We start from the raw sequence: 26,898 nt of genomic DNA, 5'->3' as shown, positions 1-26,898 counted from the left end.
ATAATATAATGTATAAAGATATTATTTTAGGTTATTATCAAATTATGTTTAGGGAAATTAAACTTGAAGATTTTCCAGAAGAAATATCAGATTATAGTACAGAGATAAATAATGGTAAATTGTCTGCTGTACATATTAGATTTATAGCTATAGATGAAAAATATCAAAAGAATGGGATAGGAACAGCAGTCTTACATACAATAATAGAAAAAGTTAGGCAGCTTTCGATTTTTTGGCCAATAAGAGTAATAACAATTGATGCTAAGTTGGATTTAATAGGGTGGTATAGTAAAATTGGCTTTAATAAGATGATTAATAATACTGCGGGACAGGATGGAACGACAGAAGCCATGTATTTTGATTGTATGAATCACATGAATCAATTGAAAGAATATTTAGATAGTAAAATATAATTAAAGGAGATAGTTTATATGGCTAGTGAAGTTGTTGACACAATTGTATTATCAGGAGAGGATTCAATTAATTTTGCTAATAATTTATTTAGACCATCAATAGATTTTTTGAATTCAAATTCTCAAATACTTGCATCTATTGAAAAAAATATTCATATTACAGATATAGATAATGGTTTTGTGGCTGATATTGCGAATTTAGATTTGGATTTTTTGGACAAAACTGGCAAAGGAGAAAAGAAATTTAATATAGAAGTTACTATTGACGTAAATGTTGATACTGTTTTTTATAATAATGAGCAGCAGAATAATGGTTTAACATGGGTTGTTAATAATAATGATTGTTATGGAAAGCCAGAAGATAGTGGATATTTATCATATGCAGCATAGAGGAGTATAGTATGGAAAGTGCATTTCAGTTTACCAATCCGGCATTATCGGGTTTGGAATTTTGGATTAATAAGAAATTTAATAGTGAAAAAGATACTAAAATACAGATTAGAATGAATATGTCTGTTAAAGTTGCTAAGGAAGAAAATCGAAATGAAGCATTAGTTGAGTTAGATGTTGAAATAGGAGAAAAGAATGATGATATTCCGTTTTACATAAAAGCTATAGAAGGGGCTAACTTTAGATGGAATGATGAATTAGATGACAATATGATTGAAAAATTGTTGAATCAGAATGCTCCATCATTATTATTATCATATTTAAGACCGATTGTTGCACAAGTAACATCAGCATCAAAATATGGAACATATAATATTCCTTTTGTTAATTTTACCAAACCTATGAATTGAATAGAGAGTATGAGATATAAAGAAAAGTCCGGGACAATGTCTCGGACTTAGTTATTTTGGAGAAATTTAATTTCAAGATGTCGCATGTCATAAGACTTTAACACTACTAGTAGAATTACTGAAAACATTATAAAAAATATTTTGATAATATATGCAAAATGATACATGCTTATTGCGATTTATATAGGAATATCCTATAATATTCTTATTAAATCGCAAATAAATGTTGATATTTTAATGTGTCAGACACTATAAAAATATGCCAGAAAGGTTGGTAGTGATTATGTGTGAGAAAAAGGGGTTAATGTATAAATTATATTGCCAGATATGTTGTCAATAATATTATGAGAACCAGATAAAAAGGAGGCCCCATGAAAGAATACGATAAATACCTAAAGCTTTTAAAAGAAAAATATCCCACAAAGCAGTCAGTTTACCGCGAACTTATTAATCTGAATGCAATTATGAATCTGCCGAAGGGAACAGAGCATTTTATGAGTGACCTCCATGGAGAATATGATGCATTTTACCATATAATTAATAATTGTTCTGGGGTAATTAAAGAGAAGGTAGCGATGCTGTATGGAGATGAGCTTACTGTATTTGAACAGCAGGAGTTGTGTACACTGATATATTATCCAAGGGAGAAGCTTTCAATTCTTATGGAGGAAAATAAGGTGACTGATGAATGGTACAGAAATGTACTTGGTCAGCTGATTCAGATTGCAAAGCTGCTGTCGTCTAAATACACAAGATCCAAGGTGCGAAAAGCAATGCCAGTGGATTTTGCATATGTTATTGATGAGCTTATACATGCACAGAAGGATGAGGATGATAACAGAAGTGTTTACCACAGACAGATTATGGAAACAATTCTCAGTCTTCACAATGGTGATGAGTTCCTTATTGCGCTGACTGATCTGATTAAGAGACTGGCTGTGGATCATCTTCATATACTGGGCGATATATATGACAGAGGACCGCATGCGGATAAGATATTGGATCTGTTGATGGAGCATCACAGTGTTGATATACAGTGGGGTAATCATGACATATTGTGGATGGGAGCATTTTGCGGCAATCCGGTGTGCATGGCACTTGTCGTCAGAAATAATATTAAATACAAGACTATGTCAATACTTGAGAATGGCTATGGAATAAGCCTTAGGTTCCTTCTGCAGTTTGCAGTTAAGACGTATTCAGATAAAAATGTTGATGATGCAGTATATAAGGCTATTTCTGTAATTTTATTCAAGCTAGAGGGGCAGCTTATTAAGAGGCATCCAGAATATAGAATGGAAGGAAGACTTCTGCTAGACAAGATGGATCTGGATAAGGGCATTGTAAGAATCGGCGATAAAGAATATTTTCTTAACACTACTGAGTTCCCAACAATTGACATGAATAATCCTTATGAGCTGACGATGGAAGAAATGTTCCTGATGGGAAGATTCAGAGCAGATTTTATCAACAGCACGGTGCTTGAGAGGCATATTAATTTTCTATATGACAAAGGAAACATTTATAAGATTCATAATGGAAATCTTCTATTCCACGGCTGTGTGCCACTTGATGAACAAGGGGTGTTTGACGGAATTGTTGTGGATGGTAAGTCGTACACAGGTCGTGAGTATCTTGACTATTGCGAGTCGATGGTGAGACAGGCAAGAACTGGTGATTCGGACGCGGTGGATTTTATGTGGTTTTTATGGAGCAATATATTATCGCCGGTAACGGGAAGGTGTATTAAAACATTTGAAAGAACATTCCTTGACAAGGAGAAAAATGCTGACTATAAGGATGCAATTAAAGAAGACAAGAATCCATATTATGACCAGTACGAACATGAGAGAATATGCAAGATGATTTTAAGGGAGTTTAATCTCTACAATGAGAATGCACATATTATCAATGGTCATACTCCTGTCAGAACGAAGGAAGGGCAGCATCCAGTCAGAGCTAATGGAAGACTGATTGTTATAGACGGCGGTTTCTGCGAAGGATATCATGACGCAACAGGAATAGCCGGATATACGCTTATCTATAATTCTCATGGAATGAAGATTAAAGAGCATCATCCATTTATGAGCATTAACATGGCAATTAATAGCAACAGAGATATTGAATCTGAGTCGCAGGTTGTTTATGTAGAAAAGCAGAGGGTGTTCGTAAAGGATACTGATAATGGTAAGCAGATTGCCGAGGAGATTAATGATTTGATGAATCTTCTGGAGGTGTATAATACATAAAATGTGTATTAAGGGGGAGTTTTAAATGAAATCAAATTCTAATACCAAAAAGGATCAATATTTTACTGGATTTTATAGTCATGCTGAAGGTGTAATTTTAGCAGACACATATTACAAAATAGGAAATGATTTATATCAATCAATACTTCCCAAACTTCTAAATGGTACTCCAACTAATGAAGATGTTTGGCGTTTAAATCCAGCATTTGTTAATTTATCATTTTCGTGTGAAATTGTACTTAAACTTATTTATGAAAATGAATTTGGGAAAATGATAGAAGGACATAAGTTATATAAAGAATTATTTACAAAATTATCAAAAGAAACACAAAATGTTATAGCAGATTTAACAATAGGTGCTATGAAGAGTAACTATGAATCAGAATATACATATGAAATGTTTATTGATGATTTGAAAAAAAGTGAAAATACTTTCTCTCACGAAAGATACTCTTTTGAAATTAGACCTGGACAATCACATGGTTTACAATGTGCGTTTTTACTCACATTTTCACATATATTGAATGTGTTGATAAAATGCTTTGAAAATAGGAGGTAGGATATTGACATATACAGAAAGGCTGTTGGAGATAAGGCAAATTAAGGTAGGCTAACAATTAGTATCACAAAGATACGGAATATATAAAGCTTTTAGTTAATGGAAATTACAAAAATTAGTCATCATAAATGATTTCTTTCTTGTTGGAAGAACCACAAGGTTTACAGTAATGCATAAAATGTGCAGTTACAATAATTGATATTTATTGTTCTGTATGATAAAATTCAATTAAGTCGGAATGTGAAAATAATTGTTTGGATTAATTCAAGTATACATAGGGTAAGGAGCAATATACTATGGATAAGTTTGGGTTAATTCATGTTGAAAAACAAAGTCCCATTGTGGGATTGTAATATTTGATTTGTAGAGAGGTTGAGGAGACCTCTCTTATTGTGATGTTCTGTTAACATTAGTGAAATTACAAAATTATGTTAAGCTTTGAATATAGGGAGGAAGTAGTATGCAACAAGAGGCAGTTATTCAAATATTATTTGGATCATCAGTTATAGCAGCATTCATTACAGCAATATTTGCATTTATTAAAAGTGATAAACAGGGTAAATTGGAACATATAACATTGGAAAGAAAAAATTGGCGTGAAAGTATGAGAAGTATTATGGAGGAAATACAAGGTGCTTCATATCAAGAAACGTTAAATTGTATGGTCAAGTTAAAGGTTCGAATAAATGCGTATGGAAGTAATTGTTCGCATAATTATATGGATGATGCACATATATGGCAATTAATAAAAAAGATAGAAAAAATGGATTGTAATAATACAAATGAATTACATAAATGTCAAAATCAAATTATAGAATACATATCGTTATTATTAAAATATGATTGGGAAAGGAGCAAAAGAGAGGTAAAAGGAGATAAACTGAATGGTATTAGTTTTTGCTTTTTTGCGGCATCTGTAATATATTTTATATATACAGTAGGTATAAATTTAAATATAAGTTTGGAAAGACTTCGGACAGAAGAATACACGTTGTTAAAAGTTTCATTGTGCGTTATTATGCTAATTTTGATATTATTATATAATTATTTATCCAATTGCTATTTTTGAGAACAATTTAAATATGATAGAAAAGATAAAAAGTTAGTGCGCTATTATTTGAAAAATACATTTGACAATTTTTTTTGTCTTTGACGATATATACATTATGTATATCATATGTTTATTCTCAAATTAGCTATTGGGGAATACATTTGACAATTTTTTTTGTCTTTGACGATATATACATTATGTATATCATATGTTTATTCTCAAATTAGCTATTGGGGAATGGACAAAATATTTATATATTGTGTGATTTGTGCGTTTATATATATATTAGGAGAAGTTTTTTAAATTTTTTATCATCTAGGGGCAAAATAGAAGAGATATACAGGTATGAAAATGCCATTGAATTAATAAATAATAGTGAAAATAATAAAAATCAAAAAAAAGACGAGAGTATACAAAGTAATAAAGAGTCAATGAATACATTATATTATTCAGGTGTGTTTCCATTAGCAAATAATATCATATTTATCATTTATTATGTAATATCATTGGTTACTTTGCCAATGCTATATTGGAAGAAAGAGCAGACTGAAGTGGTTGTTGCAGGATTAGCCTGTTTAGCAATAATAATTACTATAATAGTTATAAAAATTGTTGAAACGCTTATGAAAAAAAGACCAAATAAAAAAACACAATGGATGACGTGTTTGGAAAAATTTTCTCTTGATATGTCAATATTGGTATATTTGTTGACTTCATTTAGTTATATGAGTGTTGTTGTAGATAAAAATTATTTTTGTTTGACATATTTTTTTATGTTAGGATTATTTTTTGTTGGAACATGGTTTGATATTGTAAAACCTTTAGTTAAGAGTAAGTGTAGAAAATCAAATAAGAATAAGTGGATTTAATAATCAGAACCATCAGTTCATCATGAGCTGATGGTTCTGTGCTTTAGGCTTGCAGAATAGAGAAAATATGCGATACATGATATGTGGTTTAATAAAATGAAAACTCAACAAGCAAATTAAATCATCTGTAGCTTTTCCCTTTCCCCTCAAATGTGCTATAATCATCCATGTTGTCAGAAAACACATTAATTTTCCAATATATAAAACATTAAGAGAGGACGTATAACATGGAGATTTACGAGATGATTGATTTACAGGATTGTCCGAGATGCTTCGGACCATCTATACTTGAAGAAGAGGACCATGGTTATTATGTAACATGTCTGGATTGTGGATGTCAGTCAGCAACATTTGAGTTTAAGAATGATGACGAAAGACTTGAAGCTGCAAGAAGAACAGCAGAGTTATGGAACACGGGTAAGGTAATCTATACAGGACGCACCGAGTAATAAGTTAGAAAAAGAATTGATTAGAAGAGTTAATTAAGGAGACATCAGGTTATGAAGAGTAAAGAAGAATTATTTAATATGACAATAGTTGAGATGAGAGAGTATATTAATTCTCTTTCTAATTCAGAAATCGATGAGGTTGTTAAGATATTTGAAGAGGATGATACAGAGAAAGATCCACTTACACTTCTTACAGCACCTAAGCTTTTTGATTATATGAAGCACGCTAATGGTACAGTTGATATTGAATTTTAGTCAGTATGGATAATACCAGTAATATAAGGAAGACGAATTTATGAAATATTCAATTGATACACATACTCATACACTGGTAAGCGGACATGCGTATAATACTATAGATGAGATGGCGGCGTATGCGGCAGGCATCGGAGTTACTCATCTTGCAATAACAGACCATGCACCTAAGATGCCGGGAAGTGCAGGCATATTATATTTTTCTAACATGGGAATTATTCCAAGACAGAAATGTGGAGTGAAGATATATATGGGCTGTGAGGTCAATATCATGGATTATGATGGTAATATTGATCTTAAGGAATACGGGCTCAAAGGCTGTGATGTTGTTATAGCAAGTCTTCATATTCCATGTATCAAGCCGGGAAGTATTGAACAGAATACCAATGCTTTAATTAAGGCGATGGACAATCCATATGTCAATATTATAGGGCATCCTGATGATTCAAGATACCCTGTAGATTATGAGCGTCTTGTGAGAGCAGCTAAGGAGAAGCATGTGCTTCTTGAACTTAATAATACTTCTCTTAATCCGTCAGGACCAAGACAGGGAGCTTACGAGAATGATGTGCATATGCTTAATCTGTGCAAGGAGTTAGGCGTCAGTATTTCTATAGGAAGTGATGCACATATTAAAGAGAGCATATGTGATTTTGACAGGGCATATAAAGTTATTGAAGATACAGCATTTCCAGATGAACTGATTGTGAATAGTGACTACAGATTATATGAGTCGTTTATCGGCAGAAAAGATTGATAATGGTTGATATATGACTAATACTGTGGTAGTATGTGGAATGAAATTCGATTATGTATTCAGACCAAGGAGGATGTAATGGTTGTTTTATTAGCAGGTGGAGCAGGATATATTGGCTCACATACAGCAGTTGAATTACTTAATGCAGGACATGAAGTTGTTATTGTTGATGATTATAGTAACAGTTGTCCGGAATCGATAAAGAGAGTTGAAGAGATTACTGGCAAGAAGGTAGTTTCTTATGAAGCAGATGTTAAAGATAAAGAAGCTATGCAGAAGATTTTTGCAGAGAATCATATAGACTGCGTTATACATTTTGCAGGACTTAAGGCTGTAGGTGAGTCAACAAGATTACCAGCTAAGTATTACCGCAATAATATTGATACAACACTTACTCTTATTGAGTGTATGAAGGAAGCAGGAGTTACTAAGATTGTATTCTCATCTTCAGCAACTGTATATGGAGACCAGAAGCCACCATATAATGAGACAATGCATAAGGGTGACTGTACTAATCCATACGGATGGACTAAGTCAATGATGGAGCAGATTCTTACAGACTGTGCACAGGCTGATCCTGAGCTTACGGTTATATTACTCAGATATTTCAATCCTATCGGAGCACATGAATCTGGAAAGATTGGTGAAGATCCACAGGGAATTCCTAACAATCTTATGCCATATGTATCACAGGTTGCTGCAGGTGTAAGAGAGCAGCTTACTATATTCGGGGGAGATTATCCAACTCCTGATGGAACATGCAGAAGAGACTACATCCATGTTGTTGACCTTGCATGTGGTCATCTTAAGGCTGTTGAATATGCGGATACTCACAAGGGTGTTGAGATATTTAATCTTGGAACAGGAACTCCATACAGTGTTCTTGAAATCGTTAATGCATTCCAGAATGCTACAGGGGTTAAGGTTAATTATAAGATTGGAGACAGACGTCCTGGAGATATTCCAGACTCATGGGCAGATGCATCTAAGGCACATGATATATTAGAATGGACTGCTAAGAAATCATTAGAGGATATGTGCAGGGATGCATGGAACTGGCAGAGTCATAATCCTCATGGATACAGAGATTAATCATATATGGATAGATTAGCAGATTATAATATCCGTAGAATTATATTTGCAATACTTGTGGTTACATGGATGGTTGTTATATTTTCTTTTTCTGCAAGACCGGGAGAAGAATCAGAAAACCAGAGTATTAAGGCTGGAATGGCTGTGTGTCATATATTTGTTCCGGGATTTGATAATATGAGTGAGGAACAGCAGATTCATATGGCACAGACAATTGACCATCCGGTAAGAAAGACCGCACATGCAATGGAGTATGCACTGCTTGCAGGATTGGTATTAGGTGCGGTTACAGCAGTAGTAATTAATATAAGATATGTTGCTATATCAGCATTTATAGCAATATTGTATGCGGCGACAGATGAATTACATCAGCTCTTTGTGCCGGGAAGAAGTGGAAGAGTAACAGATGTGCTTATCGATGGCTGCGGGGCTGTTATAGGAACTCTTATTATTATGGGAATTTCAAGAGTTATTGCCAGAATGAGACACAATAAGAAGTCTGGAATATAGCTTAATTATTTACAGGAGACGAAGAAGCTTATGAGCAGTACAGAGACGCTTGACAATGCAAAGATGACTAATGGACCGATAACAAGGATTTTATTATCATTTGCAGGACCGGTGCTTTTGGGTCAGCTTCTGCAACAGCTTTATAATATTGCAGATGCAGCAATTGTTGGACAGTTCTTAAGCTCTAAGGCACTGGCAGCAGTTGGTGCAACTTCTTCTCTTACATATATTGTATGTTATTTCTGTATAGGTTCATGTATAGGAATAAGTGTTCCTGTTTCACAGGCATTTGGCGCAGGAAAGAATACTGATTTAAGAAAATATTTTATTAACGGAGTCTACTTTGCACTTGCGATTGCTGTCATTATGACAGCAGTCACAGCGTCTATGAGTGGACTCTTTTTAACGTGGTTAAAGACACCTGAAAATATATTTAAGGATGCACATGTGTATCTTGTTATTATATTCTTAGGACTTCCGTTGACGGTTCTGTATAACTTCTGTTTCGGACTTCTTATGGCCTTTGGCGACAGTAAAAAATCAACTATATTTATGGCAGTATCAACTGTTATTAATATATTTCTTGATTTGTTTCTGGTTGTTGTTGTGAAGTGGGGAGTTGCCGGAGCTGCAATTGCTACTATATTTTCACAGGGAATTGTAGGTGTTCTTAGTGCTGTATATATCTTTAAGAAGTACAAACTGTTATTTCCAGTTAATGCAGATGAAAGAAAGTTCCATCCGTATTACATGAAGAACATTATTAAAATGTGCATGCCAATGGGCTTACAGTATTCTATAACTGCGATAGGTGCTATTATCCTGCAGTATTATGTTAATGCGTTAGGCGAGGATGCTATTGCCGGATTTACATCCGGATATAAGATTAAGAATCTGATTCTGTGCCCGCTAAATGCGTTGGGAACAGCTCTTTCATCATTCGTTGGACAGAATTTCGGAGCTAAGAGATTTGACCGTATCAGTGAAGGATTTAAGAAAACTTTAGAGATTGGTCTTATCTATTCTGTAATCACGATGATAGTATGTTTCTTTACCGGCAGATATATGGCACTTATATTCGTTAATGTAGCTGATACAGTTGTTGTCGGTTACACTGTGAAGTTTATAAGATACATAAGTGTGTTTAATGCAGAACTGGCACTTTTATTTACTGCAAGGTATTCAGTTCAGGGTATGGGCTATGGCAAATATTCTATCCTCTCAGGACTTGCTGAGATGGCTGGAAGGGCAGCTGTTGCTGTACTTCTGATACCACATTTTGGCTTTGATGCAGTGTGCTGGAATGAGGGGCTTACGTTCCTTGCAGGAATTGCAGTAATTCTGCCAATTTATATTAAACTTTTTTGCCATTTGCGTAAAAGTATGATATAATTTTTACAATTTTGGGATGAAAGAAGGATGGTCTATGTCTAAGATTATATTAACAGGTGACAGACCAACAGGTAGACTTCACTTAGGTCATTATGTTGGATCTTTAAAGCGCAGAGTTGAATTACAGAATTCAGGTGAATTCGAGAAGATTTTTATTATGATTGCGGATGCACAGGCATTAACAGATAATGCTGATAATCCAGAGAAAGTAAGACAGAACATTATCGAGGTTGCACTCGATTATCTTTCAGTTGGTATTGATCCAGCTAAGTCTAATATATTTATTCAGTCACAGATTCCACAGCTTACAGAGCTTACATTTTATTATATGAACCTCGTTACAGTTTCAAGACTTCAGAGAAACCCTACAGTTAAATCTGAAATCCAGATGCGTAATTTCGAGGCAAGTATTCCGGTAGGATTTTTCTGTTACCCAATAAGCCAGGCTGCGGATATTACTGCATTTAAGGCTACTACAGTTCCTGTAGGAGAAGATCAGGAGCCTATGATTGAGCAATGCCGTGAGATTGTAAGAAAGTTTAACTCTGTATACGGAGAGGCTCTTGTTGAACCTGAGATTCTTCTTCCAGATAATAAGGCATGTTTAAGACTTCCTGGTACTGATGGTAAGGCTAAGATGAGCAAGTCATTAGGAAATTGTATTTACTTATCTGACACTCCAGAGGAAGTTAAGAAGAAGGTTATGAGTATGTACACAGACCCTAACCATATTCAGGTATCTGATCCTGGACAGGTTGAGGGTAACACAGTATTTACTTACCTTGATGCTTTTAGCAGTGATGAGGATTTTGCTGAATTCCTTCCTGATTATAAGAATCTTGATGAATTAAAGGATCATTACAGAAGAGGTGGTCTTGGAGATGTTAAGGTTAAGAAGTTCCTCCTTAATGTTATCAACAAGGAACTTGAACCAATCAGAGCAAGAAGACATGAATATGAAAAGGATATTCCAGAAGTATATAATATCCTTAAGAGAGGTACAGAAGCGGCTTACGCTGTTGCACAGGACACTCTTAATAATGTCAAGGCTGCTATGAAGATTGATTATTTTAATGATGCAGAACTTATTAAGGTTCAGTCAGAGAAATACAGCAGAACAGAGTAATTATTTTAATTAAATATACACACGGAGGCTTTTCTATTATGAGACATTTACTTAGTCCGCTTGATTTAAGCGTTGATGAACTGGCAAGATTATTAGACCTTGCAAGAGATATTTCAAAGGATCCATCAAAGTATGGTCATGTATGTGATGGTAAGAAGATAGCCACATTGTTCTATGAGCCAAGTACTAGAACAAGATTAAGCTTCGAGGCTGCCATGATTAATCTTGGAGGTCAGGTATTAGGCTTTTCTGAGGCTTCTTCAAGCTCAGCGTCAAAGGGTGAAAGTGTTGCAGATACTATAAGAGTTATCTCTTGTTATGCAGATATATGTGCAATGCGTCATCCAAAGGAAGGTGCTCCGATGGTAGCTTCCGAGTATTCACACATCCCTATTATTAATGCAGGTGATGGTGGACATCAGCATCCTACACAGACACTTACTGATCTTATGACAATAAGGGAGCTTCGTGGTTCACTCGATAACTTTACTATCGGTTTATGTGGTGACCTTAAGTTCGGAAGAACAGTTCACTCACTTATAAGTTCATTAGTTAGATACAAGAATGTAAAGTTTGTCCTTATATCGCCTAAGGAGTTAAGAATTCCTGATTATATCAGGGATGATGTGCTTAAGGCTAATAACTGCGATTTCGTAGAAGTTGAGAATCTTGAACAGGCTATGCCAGAACTTGATATTCTCTATATGACAAGAGTACAGAGAGAAAGATTCTTCAGTGAAGATGAATATTTAAGAATGAAAGACTTCTATATACTTGATGAAGATAAGATGGCACTTGGAAAGCCTGATATGTATGTTCTTCATCCGCTTCCAAGAGTTAATGAAATATCTGTTGATGTTGACAATGATGACAGAGCTGCTTATTTCAAGCAGGTTCAGTTTGGTGTATATGTAAGAATGGCACTTATACTTACTTTACTTGGACTTGATACAGCGGTTAATCCATCATTAGCTCATGTACTTGATTCACTGGATGCATAAGGAGGAAAAATTATGTTAAATGTAGGCGAACTTAATGAAGGCTTTGTTCTTGATCATATTGAAGCAGGAAAGGCCATGATGATATACAATTACTTAGGTCTTGATAAGCTTGACTGTCAGGTTGCTATTATTAAGAATGCAAGAAGTGGTAAGATGGGAAAGAAAGACATTATTAAGATTGAAGGTGGTCTTGATCTTGTTGATCTTGATGTTTTAGGATTCGTTGACCATAATATTACTGTCAATATTATTAAGAATGGTGAAATAGTAGACAAGAAGAGACTCTCTCTTCCAAAGCAGGTTACTAATATTATCAAATGTAAGAATCCAAGATGTATCACATCTATTGAGCAGGGATTAAAGCAGGTGTTCGTACTTGCTGATGAGGAAAAGCAGGTTTACAGATGTAAGTACTGCGAAGAGAAATATTCATAAAAATTAATGGCTGTCGTTATTAAACGGCAGCCATTCTTAATATGTGTCATAATGCACATTTTTAATTAAGTTCTTTAATTATCATGTTATTAGGCCTTGAAATCTTAAGCTCTGGACCATTCATTATGATAAGACCTCTGTCATACTTTACAGTAAATATTGTTATAGAATTACCTTCGTTGTTCATAGACATTATGTGCTTATCATCAGGGAAAAGCTTTATGTATTTAGGATAGTCTCCACTGATTGGAAGAGAGTTGAGACTTGAAAGCTTTCCTGTCTTAGTGTCAACGTTATATATTGTAACTGTGTTATCACCTGCATTAGAGCAGAGCAGATGCTTTCCTGTACTGTCAAATATTATATTAGCTGCAGCACTGTTAGTCTTGTGGTCGCGTCTTACAGTGAATATATTCTGTACAAGTTCGAAACGGTTCCTGTCTGAGTTCTTATCATATGAGTACACGTTGATATAATTCTTCATCTCACATACAACATAGGCATACTTTCCGTCACGGCTGAATTCTATCTGTCGTGGTGCAGATTCCTGTTGTGAACGGATTATATCATATAACTTTAACTTGCCTGTTACATGGTTGAATTCATAAAGCTTTATCTGGTCGATTCCGGGATCACATACACATAAGAGCTCCTCATCTGGTGTGAATGCACTCCAGCTTATATGTGGACGAAAATTTCTTTCGGCAACACTGCCGATTCCCTTGTGGAATATTTCATCTGCAATAAATCCAACAGAGCCGTCTGCATTGATATGCATAACTGTTATCTTGCCATCGTGGTAACCAGATACTACAAGGAATCTGTTATCACTTGTAACACATATATGACATCCACGCATTCCGTTGATTGATGCTACGTTCATAAGTTCAATATTGCCATCAGCTAATATTGCATATGCTGAAACACCCTGGTCGCATATAGCGTATAAGAAGTTCTTATCAGGTGAAAATGTAATGAAAGAAGGATTATCAATTGCAACCTCTCCACGTTCTGTTATTCTTCCTTTAGCTACATCACAGTCATATATATGGATTCCTTTACTGCTTTCGTGTGTATAGCTGCCAACATAAGCTACATATTTCTTATCCATGATTATCCGCCTCCGTAAAACATATATATTACTATTTTATAGCATGAGGCATGGTTTTTCAATACTGGTCAGATACATTTTTGCTTAACCTTATCAGGACATATACTTACAAGTATGATATCAGGACCGATTGTGCGGATACATTTGAATGGAATAACATATTCATAATCTCTGCCAAGAAAACCACATAATCTTGCCGGGCCTGGAACAATAATTGCAAGTATACATCCGGATGCGGGGTCAAAGTCAATATCAATAACGAATCCTAATATGCAGCAGTCGGTATCATTGATAACTGTTTTTCCTTTAAGTTCACATAGACGCATAGGAACACCTTATTATGTGCTTATATTATTATATTGCACTGATTAACAAAGGTGTCTTTTCATATCGCGAAGGGCACATTTTTCCAGACGGCTTACCTGGGCCTGTGATATTCCTAAGTCTTTGGCAACCTCTGTCTGGGTGCGGCAGTCAAAGAAACGAAGTGTTATTATCTGGCGTTCTCTTGGGGAGAGACGGTTGATTGCTTCTTTAAGTGCAATATTACGGACCCAGCGGTCTTCTGTGTTTTTCTTATCTTTAACCTGGTCTATTACATAGAGTGTATCACCGCCGTCGTTAAACACTGGCTCATACAGTGAAATTGAAGGTGTCACGGCTTCAAGAGCAATGACTATATCTGCTTTGGATATGCCGATTTCTTCAGCTATTTCTGTAATTGAAGGCTCTTTCAGATTCTTCTTCATAAGATTTTCACGGGTTGTTATTGCCTTGTAAGCGGTATCTTTCAATGAACGGCTTACACGTATTGTACTGTTATCACGCAGAAAACGTTTGATTTCTCCGATTATCATAGGAACAGCATATGTTGAGAATTGCACATTTAAAGACATATCAAAGTTATCAATTGCTTTTATCATGCCAATGCAGCCTATCTGGAACAGGTCATCAAGATTCTCGCCACTCTGGTTGAAACGCTGGACGATGCTTAATACAAGTCTTAAGTTCCCTTTTATAAATGTTTCTCTTGCCTGTGTATCTCCTGATTTTATCTTTGAAAGCAGCTCTTTTGACTGAGCTGGTTTAAGAAGAGGAAGGTCACTTGTATTGACTCCGCATATTTCAACTTTGTATCCAGCCATAATCCCTCCTTGAATAATACATTTATCAACATTAAAAGGATTGACATTTTGGCTGGGCTTATTCATAATTAATTTATATATTTAATTCGGAGGTAGATAGCGTGAAGTGTCCGTTTTGTGGTAAAGATAACACTAAGGTAATTGATTCAAGACCAACTGATGACAGTTCAATAAGAAGAAGGCGTCAGTGTGATGAATGTGGTAAGAGATTTACTACATATGAGAAGATTGAGTCCATGCCACTTATTGTTATTAAGAAAGATAATAACAGAGAACCTTATGACAGAGAGAAGATAACAGCCGGCATAGTAAGATCATGCCATAAAAGACCGGTTTCTATCTCACAGATTAATAATATGGTTGATGAGATAGAGACACAGATATTTAATATCGGCGAGAAAGAGATTTCTACCAAGACTATCGGTGAAATCGTTATGAGCAAGCTCAAGAACGTTGATGAGGTTGCTTATGTAAGATTTGCTTCTGTGTACAGAGAGTTTAAGGATGTTGATTCATTTATGGAAGAGATTAAGAAGATTCTTAAGTAATATATCAGAAGCAGATTAAAGAAAGGCAGCATTTAAGTTATGTTTAAGAGATTCTATCCTGATATATATATTGATTCAGCTTATGACATTGATTATCAGGGGCTTTATGACAAGGGCTACAGAGGGATTGTGTTTGATATTGATAACACACTTGTTGAGCATGGAGCACCTGTTACAAAGCGTTGCAGTGATTTGTTTGACAGATTAAGGACTATTGGCTTTGAGACATGTATCATATCTAATAATAAGGAGTACAGGGTCAAGCCGCTTGCAGACGCCTGTGGTTCAAGATATGTAAGCAAGGCAGGAAAGCCATCACCTGTTAATTATATTAAGGCTATGGAGATTATGGGTACTGATAAAGGCAACACATTTTTTGTTGGTGACCAGCTTTTTACAGATGTATGGGGAGCTAACAAAGCGGGTATTATGTCCATTCTTGTGAAGCCTATTGATAAGCATGAAGAGATTCAGATTATTCTTAAGAGAAGACTGGAATGGATTGTATTATTTTTCTATAATAGAAGAAAGCATTAATTGCTTAAAGGAGCTTAGATTATGGACATCAAAGGAACAACAAGAGTATGCGGACTTATTGGTAATCCGGTAGGACATTCTGTGTCACCGGCAATTCATAATAATCTTGCACAGCTGACAGGAAAAGATATGGTTTATACTACATTTAAAGTGGAAAAAGGAGATGTGGCATCTGCTGTAAAAGGTGCTTACAGTCTCAATATACTGGGACTTAATGTTACAGTTCCACACAAGTCAGAGGTTATTGATTCTCTTGTAGATATAGATCCGCTTGCCAAGGCTATAGGGGCTGTTAATACGCTTGTAAGGGTTGACGGAGGATTTAAAGGATACAACACTGATATTCTTGGACTTGCGAGAGAACTTGAAGATGAAGGAATTGAACTTGCTGATTCTAAGGTTATTATTCTTGGAGCAGGAGGAGCAGCAAGAGCCATAACATTCTTATGTTCAAGTAAGAATGCAAAGTGTGTGTATCTGCTGAACAGAACAGTTGATAAGGCTGAGGCGATTGCACAGGCTGTTAATGCACATTTTAACAATGATAAGGTTATTCCTATGAATATTGCTGATTATGCTGATATTCCGGGAGAAGATTATGTTATTATCCAGACAACAAGTGTTGGACTTCATCCGAATGACGAAGCTGTTGTTATTGATGATGAAGCATTTTACAAAAAGGCAGCAGTTGGTGTTGATATTATATATAATCCGGCCAATACTAAGTTTATGAAGCTTATTAAGGCACAGGGAAAGAATGCTTATAATGGTCTTAAGATGCTTCTGTATCAGGGTGTAAGTGCTTACGAGCTCTGGAATGACTGTAAGATTACTAAGGAAGAGGCTGATGAGGTGTATAAGTGTCTTCAGAAGGAGCTTGGAATTGATGAATAACGGACATAATAATATTATTCTCATTGGATTTATGGGAAGTGGCAAGACAACATTTGGAAGATGGATTACCAGGAACCACAATATGGAATTCCTTGATACTGACGAGTATATAGAGAATAAGTACAACAAGCTTATTAAGGATATATTCAGGGATTCCGGTGAAGAGACATTCAGGGATATGGAGACAGAGGCTATCAAAGAGCTTGCACAGGTCTGTGATAATTGTGTTATATCTGTTGGTGGAGGACTGCCAGTAAGAGCGGTTAACAGAAGTCTTCTTAAGGAGCTTGGAATTGTTGTATATCTGGAAGCATCTGTTGATGAACTGGTAAAGCGTCTGTCTAAGGATACAAGCAGACCGCTTCTTGCAGGAGGTAACTTAAGAGAGAAGATTGAAAGCCTTATGACTGCAAGGGAGGCTCTTTATAAAGAGGCTGCTGATATTATTGTTAAGACTGATGACAGAAGATTTGAAGATATGTATACAGATGTCGTGGCAGCTATTAATATGGGAATAATGGAGGATTGATATGAAGATACTAGTAATGAACGGACCTAACATTAATTTTCTAGGAATAAGAGAAAAAGGCATCTATGGTGAACAGAATTATGAAGCGCTTGTTTCAATGATTAAGAAGAAGGCAGAAGAACTTGGAGTTGATGTGGAAGTATTCCAGAGCAATCATGAAGGTGCTATAATTGATAAGATTCAGGAGGCATACTACAATGATGTTGATGGAATTGTTATCAATCCCGGAGCATTCACACATTACAGCTATGCAGTAAGAGATGCACTTGCATCTGTTGCAGCAATTCCTAAGATTGAGGTTCATATATCCAATGTACATACAAGAGAGGAGTTCAGACATACTTCTGTGACAGTTCCTGTATGTAACGGACAGGTAGTAGGGCTTGGACTTAAGGGATATTTATATGCAATGGAAGCAGTTGTTGACCTTGTAATGAAAAAGTAGTTGCCAAATGTTTATATTTATTATACAATATTAGAAGTCATTTGATTATTTAGGAGGTATACCAAAGAATGGTAGATGCAGGTAGTTTTAAGAACGGTATTACAATTCAGTATGAGAACGGAATTTGGCAGGTAATCGAATTCCAGCATGTTAAGCCTGGTAAGGGATCACCTTTCGTTAGAGCTAAGTTAAAGAATATTATTTCTGGTGGTGTTATAGAGAATTCTTTCAGACCAACTGAGAAGTTTGATCTTGCACACATCGACAGATCAGAATATCAGTATTTATACGCTGATGGAGATCTTTATAACTTCATGAACACAGAGACATATGATCAGATTGCATTAAGTGCTGATCAGGTTGGTGATTCTCTTAAGTTCGTTAAAGAGAATGAGATGGTTAAGCTTTGTTCACATGATGGTAATGTATTTGCTATTGAGCCACCTATTTCAGTTGAGCTTGAAGTAACAGATACAGAGCCTGGTATCAAGGGTAACACAGCAACAGGTGCTACTAAGCCAGCTATCGTAGAGACAGGAGCTAAGATTATGGTTCCATTATTCGTTAATCAGGGCGATAAGATTAAGATTGATACTCGTACAGGTGAGTATACATCAAGAGCATAATTTTTATGTATTATTAAGGGCTGTCATGCATATGCATGACAGCCCTTTCGTGTAAGCAGGACTTATCCCCTTGCCTGGAATGTTGTACAGACTGTATCGTCCTCTGTTACAGCTTTTATACCTGATATGTCTACATGGTCAGCATCACATTTTTTATTAGTGTTATATATGCAGTTGGTTGCTTCACATGAGATGGATAAAGAATCTTTAGGAAGATGGCACATATTAGTTGCACCTGGTTTCTGATGTTCATAGTCACTGCAGCATGTTTCACCACATTGGCATGCAGAGCTTCCTTCTACACAGATTGAATTAAGACAGCACTGGTTGTCACAGTTATGCATGCAAGATGCAGCATTACAGTTAAGATTACCCATAATATTTCTCCTTTCAAAAAACAATTATGACCGCCATGTTGCAATTAACATAGCGGCCATATTATTGTTCCCTGAATATTATCTATTATGCAGGGGATTATTTGATAAAAGAAAAAGAAAACCTTTTCGTCCTGACATTGAAGTATCTGAAAGAAACTTTAGCAATTATCTTGTCTTTAGATACGAATGTATTAGTCCAGTATCTGGAATCTTTGGAATTATTACGATTATCGCCTAACATAAAATACGAACCGGAAGGTACAACATATGTCAGGTCTTCCCCATCACTGTTCATTGGCTCACGGATATAATTCTCTTCAAGCATCTCTCCATTAACATAAACGTAACCATTCCTGATATTAATAACATCTCCAGGAATTCCAATAACTCTTTTAACAAAGTTCTGAGATTCATCGTCAGGATACTTAAATATTACAATATCACCACGTTCAGGTTCGTGAAACAGATATGCCAGACGGAAACCAATAAGTCTGTCGCCTGTAAGAATAGTGTTCTCCATTGAACCAGAAGGAACCTGTGCATTAACTATAATAAATCTTGTGAATAGAAATGCAACTATGATGGCAACAGCAAGAATCTTAATATAGCTTAATATTTCCTGTCCAATACTTTCTTTATGGTCCTTGCGTGCAGGAGCAGGTGGCTCGTCGCTGTATCGTGGAATATCATAGTCATCATAATCTGTGTCATCATAAGAGAAATCATCGTCAATATCATCTAAGAATTCTATACCGTCATCGTATTTAGCTTTAGTATCATCGTCATAATTGTCATAGTTAAAATTAGTCATGTTATATATTTCCTTATTGTTATATAAGACAATGATAGTTTAAATGGCGTTATTTTGCAAGTAATTCCATGATTTTATTGCTTCTTGCAATAAATCCAGTCATCTGTTCAGGAGAGAGTGGTGCATGACTAAGCATAGCAAGGTCATAGAGCTGTTCGCATATAATCTTAGTATTTTCGCCGTCTGTATGTTCTGCAACATATTTAACAAGATCATTGTTAGCATTAAGTACAAGAGTCTGACCTTCGGCACCAAACATATTAGGATCCATGCCTGCCATACCATACATCTTCATCATATCCTGCATACGTCTGCTTTCTTCTGAAAGAGTAATCATTGAAGATATAGATGCATCCTTTAATTTCTCAACATTAACAGTTAAATTCTCTTTGCCAAGAGCATCCTTGAAAGTCTTAGAGAGCTTTTCGGTCATGTCCTTCAACTCGTCTTTAGAAGTCTCTTCCTTAAAGCTGTCTGAAAGATCTGCATCGATACGCTTGAACTTGAGATTCTCATTCTTAGATTCCATGTTAGTGATGAATGGCTGGTCAATGTTATGAGTAAGAATTACAGCATCAATACCTTCATTCTTAAACATGTTGATATACTGACTCTGCTCAACTTCGTCTGTTACATAGAATACTGTGTTTTCATGTTTCTCTTTATTCTCTTCGAGACATTCCTTAAGTGTTAAATATTTGCCGTCAAGGTTCTTGAATATGATATAATCATTCATCTTCTCAGCAAATTTTTCATCCTTTAAGCAGCCAAATTTGATAAATGGATTGATGTCATCCCAGTATTTCTCATAGTTCTCTTTATCTGTCTTACACATTCCTGAAAGCTTGTCGGCAACCTTTTTAGTGATATAATCAGATATCTTTTTAACAAATCCATCGTTCTGAAGTGCTGAACGTGATACATTAAGTGGAAGGTCTGGGCAGTCAATAACACCTTTAAGAAGAAGTAAGAACTCTGGAATAACTTCTTTAATGTTATCTGCTACGAATACCTGATTGTTATAAAGCTTTATAGTACCTTCAATAGATTCATACTCTGTATTAATCTTAGGGAAGTAGAGAATACCCTTAAGATTGAATGGATAATCCATGTTAAGGTGAATCCAGAATAATGGTTCTTTATAATCGTGGAATACCTTGCGGTAGAATTCCTTGTAATCTTCATCAGAACATTCATTAGGATGCTTTGTCCAGAGTGGATGGATATCATTGATTGCAACCGGACGTTTAACAATCTTGGCCATCTTCTTTGCTGGAACCTTCTCAACAGTTTCCTTAGTTCCGTCTTCTTTCTCAACTTCTTCAGTTACAGCATCCTTTATAAATGTATCAAGAACTGTATCTTTTTCTGTAACTTCTTCCTCAGGAATCTCCTCAGTCTGTTCACCGGCATCTTCGTTAGTTACAAAGATTGGAACCGGCATGAAAGAGCAGTACTTATCAAGAACTTCTTTAGCCTTATATTCGTTGGCAAATTCATAGCTGTCTTCATTGAGGTAAAGAGTAATCTCTGTACCAGGAGCTGCTTTGGTTCCCTCACTTATATCATATTCAGTTCCTCCGTCGCATGACCAGTGAACTGATTCAGCTCCGTCCTTAAATGAAAGAGTATCAATAGTAACCTGGTCAGCAACCATAAATGCTGAGTAGAAACCTAAACCGAAATGTCCGATAATCTGGTCATCATTAGCCTTATCCTTATACTTTTCAAGGAATGCTTCAGCACCTGAAAAAGCAATCTGGTTGATATACTCATCAACCTCTTCCTTAGTCATACCAATACCATTATCAATGATCTTGATTGTCTTATCTTTTGCAGAAAGCTTAATCTCAACCTTATAATCAATATCGTCTGGAGCTTCGTATTCTCCAATCATTGAAAGCTTCTTGAGTTTAGTGATAGCATCACAAGCATTAGAAACTAACTCTCTATAGAAGATATCATGGTCAGAATACATCCATTTCTTGATGATAGGGAAAATATTCTGACTGTTAATAGATAAATTACCATGTTCTTTTGACATAATATTTCACTCTCCAATCTGTATAGTATTAAACTAAATGTTAATTTAATACACTCAGAAACATAAGTCAAGCAAAAACTAGCACTCAAAGATAAAGAGTGCTAACAGAAAACCGCCTGAGCATGTAAACAGGCGGTTTTGCGGCATTTATTAAATAATTCTAAATTATTCTTCATAGGAAATATCAGCATCTGACAGGAAGTTAAGAATATATCGTTCAAATGCTTCATCAAGTGAACGGTCGAGAGTGAAAGTACTAAGCGAAGATGCTGTTGTCATGGTTACTGAACCATCCTGATAGCGTACATTAAGAAATAAACCATTGACACAATCAGGGTCAAAGTTAAGGCTGTTGTCAAGTATCAGCTTTGCAACGACTGCTTCAGGCAGTACAAATGTAACCTTTAAAAGTTCAGGAACTTTCCTGCCCTTAATTATGCTGAATGCGAAAGGCTTAATGTTCTTCCATGATGTATATCTTGCAGAAGGCATGGAATTAAGCTCATCTTCATGGTAAAAGTGGGTGTTGAGCTTTCCATCTATTGTATAACTGCAGCCAGTGCATATATAGGCTTCTGAAATACACATACCATCAAATGTATCGCTTATCAGAAGTTTATTCATAAATTGCTTTAAATCCTTAATTGTAAGAGAAAGCATAAATCCTCCTTGTTTTGCGAAGCAAAATGCGACTGCTCATGCAGGAGCAGAGGATTTTAGCCTCCTTGTTTTGCAAAATGTATATTGATTATAATATATAATCAGTCTTTTAGAAATAGCTTTTGAATTATATTTATTATAGCAAAGAGAATTGTTGATATAATACAGAGAATAACAATTCCGAGAACTACATAACTCATCTTAAATACCTGGCTGCCATATATTATAAGGTAGCCAAGTCCTTTTTTGGCAGCTAAGAATTCACCTATAATTACACCTACAAGACACAGACCTATATTTACCTTCATGTTACTTATAATGATTTTCTTGGAGCCGGGGATGATAAGCTTGCACAGAATATGCCATTTATTACCTCCAAGGGTCCGTATCAGAGTTATTTTTTCTTTGTCAATTCCAAGAAAACCTGTGTACAGATTAATTATCATGCCAAATATGGCTACGGATACAGCGGTTATGATAATTGCTTTGGTATTAGTGCCAAGCCATACAATGAGCATAGGTGCAAGAGCTGACTTAGGAAGACTGTTTAATACTACCATAAAAGGTTCAAGACAGTCTGACAGTCCTTTGAAGCACCATAACAATATTGCAAATATAATCCCGACAACTGTAATTATTGCAAATGCGACTATGGTTTCATAGAGAGTTACCCATATATGCATGAATATTACTCCGTCTTTGGCTAGGTCTATAAATGTCTGATACAGCCTTACCGGTGAACTGAATATAAATGCGTTGATAATACCTTTGTCAGCAGAGAATTCCCACAGACCGACAAATCCTAAGAATAATATCAGGCGGGAGAGTGTTACTGATATAGTATACAAACGTTGCTTTATTATGAATTTTTTCTGTAAAGGACTAATATTCATTTTAACACCTCCCTTATTTCATCAAAATATTTCTGGGAAGAAAGAGTATCTCTTGATTCTATATTGATAGTTTTCAGAAGCTTTGCAGGACGGCTCGTGAGTATTAATACACGGTCGGTCATTGCAATTGCTTCGGATATATCGTGTGTTACTAATATTACGGTTTTCTTCTCACTCCTTAATATATTACATATATCTTCCCTTACTTCGAGTCTTGTCTGATAATCAAGGGCAGAAAATGGTTCGTCTAAAAGTAAAATATCCGGTTTCAGAGCAAGTGTGCGGATAAGTGCTGCACGCTGTCTCATACCTCCGGATAGCTGGGATGGCCGCGCTGATTTGAATTCTGCAAGGTCATATTGCTCTAAGAGATGATTAACATATGCAATGTTTTCAGGCGTTTTTTTGTTATTTATTTCAAGACCTAACATAACATTTTTATAGATACTGCGCCATTCAAACAGATTATCCTTCTGCAGCATATATCCCATCCGGGAGTCCGGATTGTTCTCTGGCGGTCTTATATATATGGTTCCAGCTTCAGGCTTTATAAGATCGCATAGCAGAGAGAGCAGTGTGGATTTACCACAACCGGATGGACCGACAATCGAGGTGAAACTTCCGGGTTCTATTTCAAAAGAAAGATCATTGATTACCGGAGTCTCTCCATTTTTATCGTGATAAGAATAATATATGTGATCCAGAGATAGAATTGATTCCAATAGATTGCTCCCATACTATGGTTAATATAATTTATGAAAATTATTGAAAAAAGTGATTATGAAGATTGAATTAGACGCATATAAAGAATATAATAATAACACTAAGGTCATATGAGGGGTACATTATGAACTGCTTAGAAGAGATAATAGCTAATATAAGCACAAAAAGAGTGTTTATACAGACACATAATTTCCCGGATCCTGATGCAATGGCATGTGCATATGGATTGTCAGAACTGCTTAAAGCAAAAGGGGTAGACGCAGAGATTTGTTATAAGGGAAGTATTGATAAAACAGTAACAGCCAAGATGGTAAGACTGCTTGATATTGCAGTTAAAGAATATATGAGTGCAGATAAATTCAGTAAAGAAGATGAGATAATTCTTGTTGATGCACAGAAAGGTAATTCTAACATTATAGATATGAATGGTCATGAGATTATATGCATAGATCATCATCCTGTATATGAACATGTTGATTATAGATTCTCAGATATAAGACCGGAGGTTGGTGCATGCGCTTCGATTATTGCGTCATATTATTTTGATAATAATATTGAGATGTCAAAGAATGTTGCAACAGCTTTATTGTACGGGATTAAGATGGACACAGCTGATATGCGCAGAGGCGTTTCACAGCTTGATCTGGATATGTTTTATAAGTTGTTTATGAACACTGACAGGACAATTCTTGCAGACCTTGACAGCAGTGTACTGCATTTTGATGATATTAAGGCATATAAGGACGCACTCAGTACGATAGATATAAGAGAAGATGTATGCTTTGCATGTGCAGGTTATGAGTGCAAGGAATCGCTTATAGCGGCAATATGTGATTTTACTCTGACACTGGATGAAATTAATCTGTCAGTAGTATATTCTCCTAAGAAGGATGGAATTAAGATGTCAATAAGAAGTGCAGGTAAATATCTGTCAGGCGTAATGACAGTTAATGCACTTAAAGGAATAGGAACCGGTGGTGGTCATGATAATATGGCAGGCGGTTATGTTCCATATAAAAAGGGGGATAATGGAAAGGTAAGCGAAGCTGACGTTGTAAGGCTTGAAAAAGAGATTAAAGAGAGATTTATAAGAGAAACATGGAATTAATATAAACCGTCAGTCTGGATATCGGGTTCAGGCTGACGGTTTTGACATTGGTCTGTGTTAATATTTATATATCAATAGTTATCGTATATCAATCTGTATCCTGTCTATAAAATGTCCGAATATTCCTGCATATCCGTCCATTCCGTTATCGGTGGAGTTATCTTTCTGTAAACTGTAATAGTCTCTGTTTACAGGGCTTACCCTGTAGAATGCATAATGATAACCTGATGAATTAATAATATCATCAGGGGTGTAATAATATATCTCAACGGCATCAACAGGTGTGTCATTGCCAGCATATCCATTATAGTAATCATTAATATCAGTGTTGCGGCTGTCTATGAAATCCAGCCAGCCACTATTTACATGGACTCTGTATTTTATATAGCCGGTATCTGTTGTGGCTGCAAGACCGGTAATGCTCTGACCGGATATTCCGGCGTAGTCAGCATTATTCTTAACTATGGGAAGCCAGCGGCCTGTTGAAAGCTTTGTCTGATAGTAAACATTTATATTATTGGATGAACTATCATCGATACGCATAGTTTCACCAGTATTATCATCTTTTTTAACAGAATAATCTGAGTAATATATATTGCCATCATATTCTTCATCTTCGATTTCTACTGCACCAAACTGCCACATGGTACAGTCAAGGCTTGGAGAATCAATTCCCCAGTGCGCAAGCCAGATATTCATCTCTGGGATTGATTTCAGTCTGTCAAGGTCAAGCACATTGGTAAAATAGTTGTAATTGGCATAGACGCCGGTTTTATATCCGCTGACACGCATAGCATTAACAAACATTTCGCAGAAATCAGATAGCAGTTCTCCTTCGGAGTATACATCCAGACCATTTTTTGCTTTATATCCGTCAGCATCCTCCATATCAAACCACACACCAAGCTGAGGCGTTCTGCCTTGAAGAAGTCTTAAGGCGTGGGCAGTTTCGCTTGCTGCGTCATAATAATCCAAAGCATAACTGTACAGATAGACGCCGTAAGGAATTCCAAGCCGTTCACATTCATCCATATTTCTGATTGCAGCAGAGTCATCCTGTGACTGGATATCGCTGCCATATCCGATACGGATAATTGCGCCTTCAATATAGTTTTTCATATTATCCCACTGAATAAAACCGTTGTAACTGCTCACATCTATTACCACAGCATATATATCTGCCGGAAATGACATGAACAGGCATAAAGAAGCAATAATTGCAATATATATTTTGATAATTTTCTTCATTCACATTCCCCTTTCTTTTAATGTTCTAATATAGAATATTCGAAAGATGATGGAGAGTGCGGAGGGAAGGTGATGCACAGTGTAGCGTGAAACTGAAGCGTGGCGGATTGGACGTTGAAGCGGAGGAAGGCACGGAAGAAGTCCAAAAGGAAGTCAAAGAGTGGCAGATTGGACGTTGAAGTGGCAGATTGGACGTTGAAGTGGAGTAAGGCACGGGATGAAGTCCAAAAAGGAAGTCAAA

Annotated in this window: 33 protein-coding genes; 23 read left to right on the top strand and 10 right to left on the bottom strand. The window is 35.9% G+C overall.

The window, feature by feature from the left end; translation table 11 throughout:
• The 16 genes from DW963_RS12665 to DW963_RS12590 all read left to right on the top strand — a co-directional run.
• Nucleotides 1-413: GNAT family N-acetyltransferase (locus tag DW963_RS12665; protein ID WP_147347605.1), on the top strand; the 413-nt coding region annotated here is incomplete at its 5' end.
• A gap of 18 nt (nucleotides 414-431) precedes the next feature.
• The gene (locus tag DW963_RS12660) at nucleotides 432-803 is read left to right on the top strand and encodes a hypothetical protein (protein WP_117916251.1); all 372 of its coding nucleotides are present in this window, start codon (nucleotides 432-434) and stop codon (nucleotides 801-803) included.
• Between the two features lie 11 nt (nucleotides 804-814).
• Nucleotides 815-1,213 carry a protein-export chaperone SecB gene (locus tag DW963_RS12655; RefSeq protein WP_117916248.1) on the top strand — a complete coding sequence of 133 codons (399 nt, stop codon included), beginning with the start codon at nucleotides 815-817 and terminating at the stop codon, nucleotides 1,211-1,213.
• 371 nt (nucleotides 1,214-1,584) lie between these two features.
• Nucleotides 1,585-3,462 (top strand): fructose-1,6-bisphosphatase, encoded by a 1,878-nt coding sequence (locus DW963_RS12650; RefSeq protein ID WP_117916246.1) that lies wholly within the window; start codon nucleotides 1,585-1,587, stop codon nucleotides 3,460-3,462.
• Between the two features lie 25 nt (nucleotides 3,463-3,487).
• Nucleotides 3,488-4,021: a hypothetical protein gene (locus tag DW963_RS12645; protein ID WP_117916244.1), complete on the top strand. Its 534-nt coding sequence runs from the start codon at nucleotides 3,488-3,490 to the stop codon at nucleotides 4,019-4,021.
• A gap of 460 nt (nucleotides 4,022-4,481) precedes the next feature.
• The gene (locus DW963_RS12640) at nucleotides 4,482-5,090 is read left to right on the top strand and encodes a hypothetical protein (protein WP_117916242.1); all 609 of its coding nucleotides are present in this window, start codon (nucleotides 4,482-4,484) and stop codon (nucleotides 5,088-5,090) included.
• A gap of 413 nt (nucleotides 5,091-5,503) precedes the next feature.
• Nucleotides 5,504-5,941 (top strand): hypothetical protein, encoded by a 438-nt coding sequence (locus DW963_RS12635; RefSeq protein ID WP_147347604.1) that lies wholly within the window; start codon nucleotides 5,504-5,506, stop codon nucleotides 5,939-5,941.
• A gap of 227 nt (nucleotides 5,942-6,168) precedes the next feature.
• Entirely contained in the window at nucleotides 6,169-6,390 is a 222-nt protein-coding gene (locus tag DW963_RS12630) for a Lar family restriction alleviation protein (RefSeq protein ID WP_117916238.1), read from the top strand.
• A gap of 51 nt (nucleotides 6,391-6,441) precedes the next feature.
• Entirely contained in the window at nucleotides 6,442-6,645 is a 204-nt protein-coding gene (locus tag DW963_RS12625) for a hypothetical protein (protein WP_117916236.1), read from the top strand.
• A 40-nt stretch (nucleotides 6,646-6,685) separates the two neighbouring features.
• On the top strand, nucleotides 6,686-7,402 hold the full coding sequence (locus tag DW963_RS12620) for a phosphatase (protein WP_117916234.1): 717 nt from the start codon (nucleotides 6,686-6,688) through the stop codon (nucleotides 7,400-7,402).
• 78 nt (nucleotides 7,403-7,480) lie between these two features.
• Nucleotides 7,481-8,494 carry a UDP-glucose 4-epimerase GalE gene (gene galE / locus DW963_RS12615; RefSeq protein ID WP_117916233.1) on the top strand — a complete coding sequence of 338 codons (1,014 nt, stop codon included), beginning with the start codon at nucleotides 7,481-7,483 and terminating at the stop codon, nucleotides 8,492-8,494.
• A 6-nt stretch (nucleotides 8,495-8,500) separates the two neighbouring features.
• On the top strand, nucleotides 8,501-9,004 hold the full coding sequence (locus tag DW963_RS12610; RefSeq protein ID WP_117916231.1) for a VanZ family protein: 504 nt from the start codon (nucleotides 8,501-8,503) through the stop codon (nucleotides 9,002-9,004).
• A gap of 30 nt (nucleotides 9,005-9,034) precedes the next feature.
• Nucleotides 9,035-10,396: an MATE family efflux transporter gene (locus tag DW963_RS12605; RefSeq protein WP_117916229.1), complete on the top strand. Its 1,362-nt coding sequence runs from the start codon at nucleotides 9,035-9,037 to the stop codon at nucleotides 10,394-10,396.
• Nucleotides 10,397-10,430: 34 nt separating this feature from the next.
• A complete protein-coding gene (gene trpS, locus DW963_RS12600; protein ID WP_117916227.1) occupies nucleotides 10,431-11,522 on the top strand; it encodes a tryptophan--tRNA ligase in 1,092 nt (363 codons plus the stop codon).
• 38 nt (nucleotides 11,523-11,560) lie between these two features.
• The gene (gene pyrB / locus DW963_RS12595; protein ID WP_117916225.1) at nucleotides 11,561-12,523 is read left to right on the top strand and encodes an aspartate carbamoyltransferase; all 963 of its coding nucleotides are present in this window, start codon (nucleotides 11,561-11,563) and stop codon (nucleotides 12,521-12,523) included.
• Nucleotides 12,524-12,535: 12 nt separating this feature from the next.
• A complete protein-coding gene (locus tag DW963_RS12590) occupies nucleotides 12,536-12,958 on the top strand; it encodes an aspartate carbamoyltransferase regulatory subunit (protein ID WP_117916223.1) in 423 nt (140 codons plus the stop codon).
• A gap of 61 nt (nucleotides 12,959-13,019) precedes the next feature.
• Here the strand turns inward: DW963_RS12590 and DW963_RS12585 are convergent, their stop codons facing one another.
• The 3 genes from DW963_RS12585 to sigG form a co-directional block, all read right to left on the bottom strand.
• Nucleotides 13,020-14,069: a lactonase family protein gene (locus DW963_RS12585; RefSeq protein WP_117916221.1), complete on the bottom strand. Its 1,050-nt coding sequence runs from the start codon at nucleotides 14,067-14,069 to the stop codon at nucleotides 13,020-13,022.
• A 68-nt stretch (nucleotides 14,070-14,137) separates the two neighbouring features.
• Nucleotides 14,138-14,395 (bottom strand): PRC-barrel domain-containing protein, encoded by a 258-nt coding sequence (locus DW963_RS12580; protein ID WP_117916219.1) that lies wholly within the window; start codon nucleotides 14,393-14,395, stop codon nucleotides 14,138-14,140.
• A 42-nt stretch (nucleotides 14,396-14,437) separates the two neighbouring features.
• Complete coding sequence (gene sigG / locus DW963_RS12575; protein ID WP_117916217.1) at nucleotides 14,438-15,214, bottom strand: RNA polymerase sporulation sigma factor SigG; 777 nt, start codon at nucleotides 15,212-15,214, stop codon at nucleotides 14,438-14,440.
• 101 nt (nucleotides 15,215-15,315) lie between these two features.
• On the opposite strand from sigG, the gene nrdR reads away from it, so the two are divergent.
• From nrdR to efp, 6 genes are all read left to right on the top strand, one after another.
• Nucleotides 15,316-15,762 (top strand): transcriptional regulator NrdR, encoded by a 447-nt coding sequence (nrdR, locus tag DW963_RS12570; protein ID WP_117916215.1) that lies wholly within the window; start codon nucleotides 15,316-15,318, stop codon nucleotides 15,760-15,762.
• 39 nt (nucleotides 15,763-15,801) lie between these two features.
• Nucleotides 15,802-16,299, top strand: a complete 498-nt coding sequence (locus DW963_RS12565; RefSeq protein WP_117916213.1) for a YqeG family HAD IIIA-type phosphatase — start codon at nucleotides 15,802-15,804, stop codon at nucleotides 16,297-16,299.
• A gap of 21 nt (nucleotides 16,300-16,320) precedes the next feature.
• Nucleotides 16,321-17,193 carry a shikimate dehydrogenase gene (gene aroE, locus DW963_RS12560; protein ID WP_117916211.1) on the top strand — a complete coding sequence of 291 codons (873 nt, stop codon included), beginning with the start codon at nucleotides 16,321-16,323 and terminating at the stop codon, nucleotides 17,191-17,193.
• Entirely contained in the window at nucleotides 17,186-17,722 is a 537-nt protein-coding gene (locus DW963_RS12555) for a shikimate kinase (RefSeq protein WP_117916209.1), read from the top strand. Before aroE ends, DW963_RS12555 begins: the two co-directional genes overlap by 8 nt.
• Nucleotide 17,723: 1 nt before the next feature.
• Nucleotides 17,724-18,167: a type II 3-dehydroquinate dehydratase gene (gene aroQ / locus DW963_RS12550; RefSeq protein WP_117916207.1), complete on the top strand. Its 444-nt coding sequence runs from the start codon at nucleotides 17,724-17,726 to the stop codon at nucleotides 18,165-18,167.
• A gap of 68 nt (nucleotides 18,168-18,235) precedes the next feature.
• On the top strand, nucleotides 18,236-18,793 hold the full coding sequence (gene efp / locus DW963_RS12545; protein ID WP_022097248.1) for an elongation factor P: 558 nt from the start codon (nucleotides 18,236-18,238) through the stop codon (nucleotides 18,791-18,793).
• Nucleotides 18,794-18,855: 62 nt separating this feature from the next.
• Here the strand turns inward: efp and DW963_RS12540 are convergent, their stop codons facing one another.
• The 6 genes from DW963_RS12540 to DW963_RS12515 all read right to left on the bottom strand — a co-directional run bounded on the left by DW963_RS12540 (nucleotide 18,856) and on the right by DW963_RS12515 (nucleotide 24,300).
• Nucleotides 18,856-19,170 carry a DUF1540 domain-containing protein gene (locus DW963_RS12540; protein WP_022097247.1) on the bottom strand — a complete coding sequence of 105 codons (315 nt, stop codon included), beginning with the start codon at nucleotides 19,168-19,170 and terminating at the stop codon, nucleotides 18,856-18,858.
• A 97-nt stretch (nucleotides 19,171-19,267) separates the two neighbouring features.
• On the bottom strand, nucleotides 19,268-19,981 hold the full coding sequence (gene lepB, locus DW963_RS12535; RefSeq protein WP_117916206.1) for a signal peptidase I: 714 nt from the start codon (nucleotides 19,979-19,981) through the stop codon (nucleotides 19,268-19,270).
• 49 nt (nucleotides 19,982-20,030) lie between these two features.
• Nucleotides 20,031-22,025, bottom strand: coding sequence for a molecular chaperone HtpG (gene htpG, locus DW963_RS12530; RefSeq protein ID WP_117916204.1), 1,995 nt, complete (start codon nucleotides 22,023-22,025; stop codon nucleotides 20,031-20,033).
• Between the two features lie 165 nt (nucleotides 22,026-22,190).
• The gene (locus DW963_RS12525) at nucleotides 22,191-22,685 is read right to left on the bottom strand and encodes a DUF5721 family protein (RefSeq protein WP_117916202.1); all 495 of its coding nucleotides are present in this window, start codon (nucleotides 22,683-22,685) and stop codon (nucleotides 22,191-22,193) included.
• A gap of 101 nt (nucleotides 22,686-22,786) precedes the next feature.
• The gene (locus DW963_RS12520) at nucleotides 22,787-23,578 is read right to left on the bottom strand and encodes an ABC transporter permease (RefSeq protein WP_117916200.1); all 792 of its coding nucleotides are present in this window, start codon (nucleotides 23,576-23,578) and stop codon (nucleotides 22,787-22,789) included.
• Nucleotides 23,575-24,300 (bottom strand): ABC transporter ATP-binding protein, encoded by a 726-nt coding sequence (locus DW963_RS12515; protein WP_117916198.1) that lies wholly within the window; start codon nucleotides 24,298-24,300, stop codon nucleotides 23,575-23,577. The genes DW963_RS12520 and DW963_RS12515 overlap by 4 nt, the downstream gene beginning before the upstream one ends.
• A 125-nt stretch (nucleotides 24,301-24,425) precedes the next feature.
• Between DW963_RS12515 and DW963_RS12510 the strand changes: the two genes are divergently transcribed.
• Nucleotides 24,426-25,409, top strand: a complete 984-nt coding sequence (locus DW963_RS12510) for a DHH family phosphoesterase (RefSeq protein WP_117916196.1) — start codon at nucleotides 24,426-24,428, stop codon at nucleotides 25,407-25,409.
• A 78-nt stretch (nucleotides 25,410-25,487) separates the two neighbouring features.
• Here the strand turns inward: DW963_RS12510 and DW963_RS12505 are convergent, their stop codons facing one another.
• Entirely contained in the window at nucleotides 25,488-26,657 is a 1,170-nt protein-coding gene (locus DW963_RS12505) for a GH25 family lysozyme (protein WP_117916194.1), read from the bottom strand.
• Nucleotides 26,658-26,898 lie beyond the last annotated feature (241 nt).

Origin of the sequence: Eubacterium sp. AM46-8 (assembly GCF_003466705.1) — a bacterium.
Classification (GTDB): Bacteria; Bacillota; Clostridia; order Lachnospirales; family Lachnospiraceae; genus Lachnospira.
This window is presented reverse-complemented; position numbering and strand designations above follow the sequence as displayed.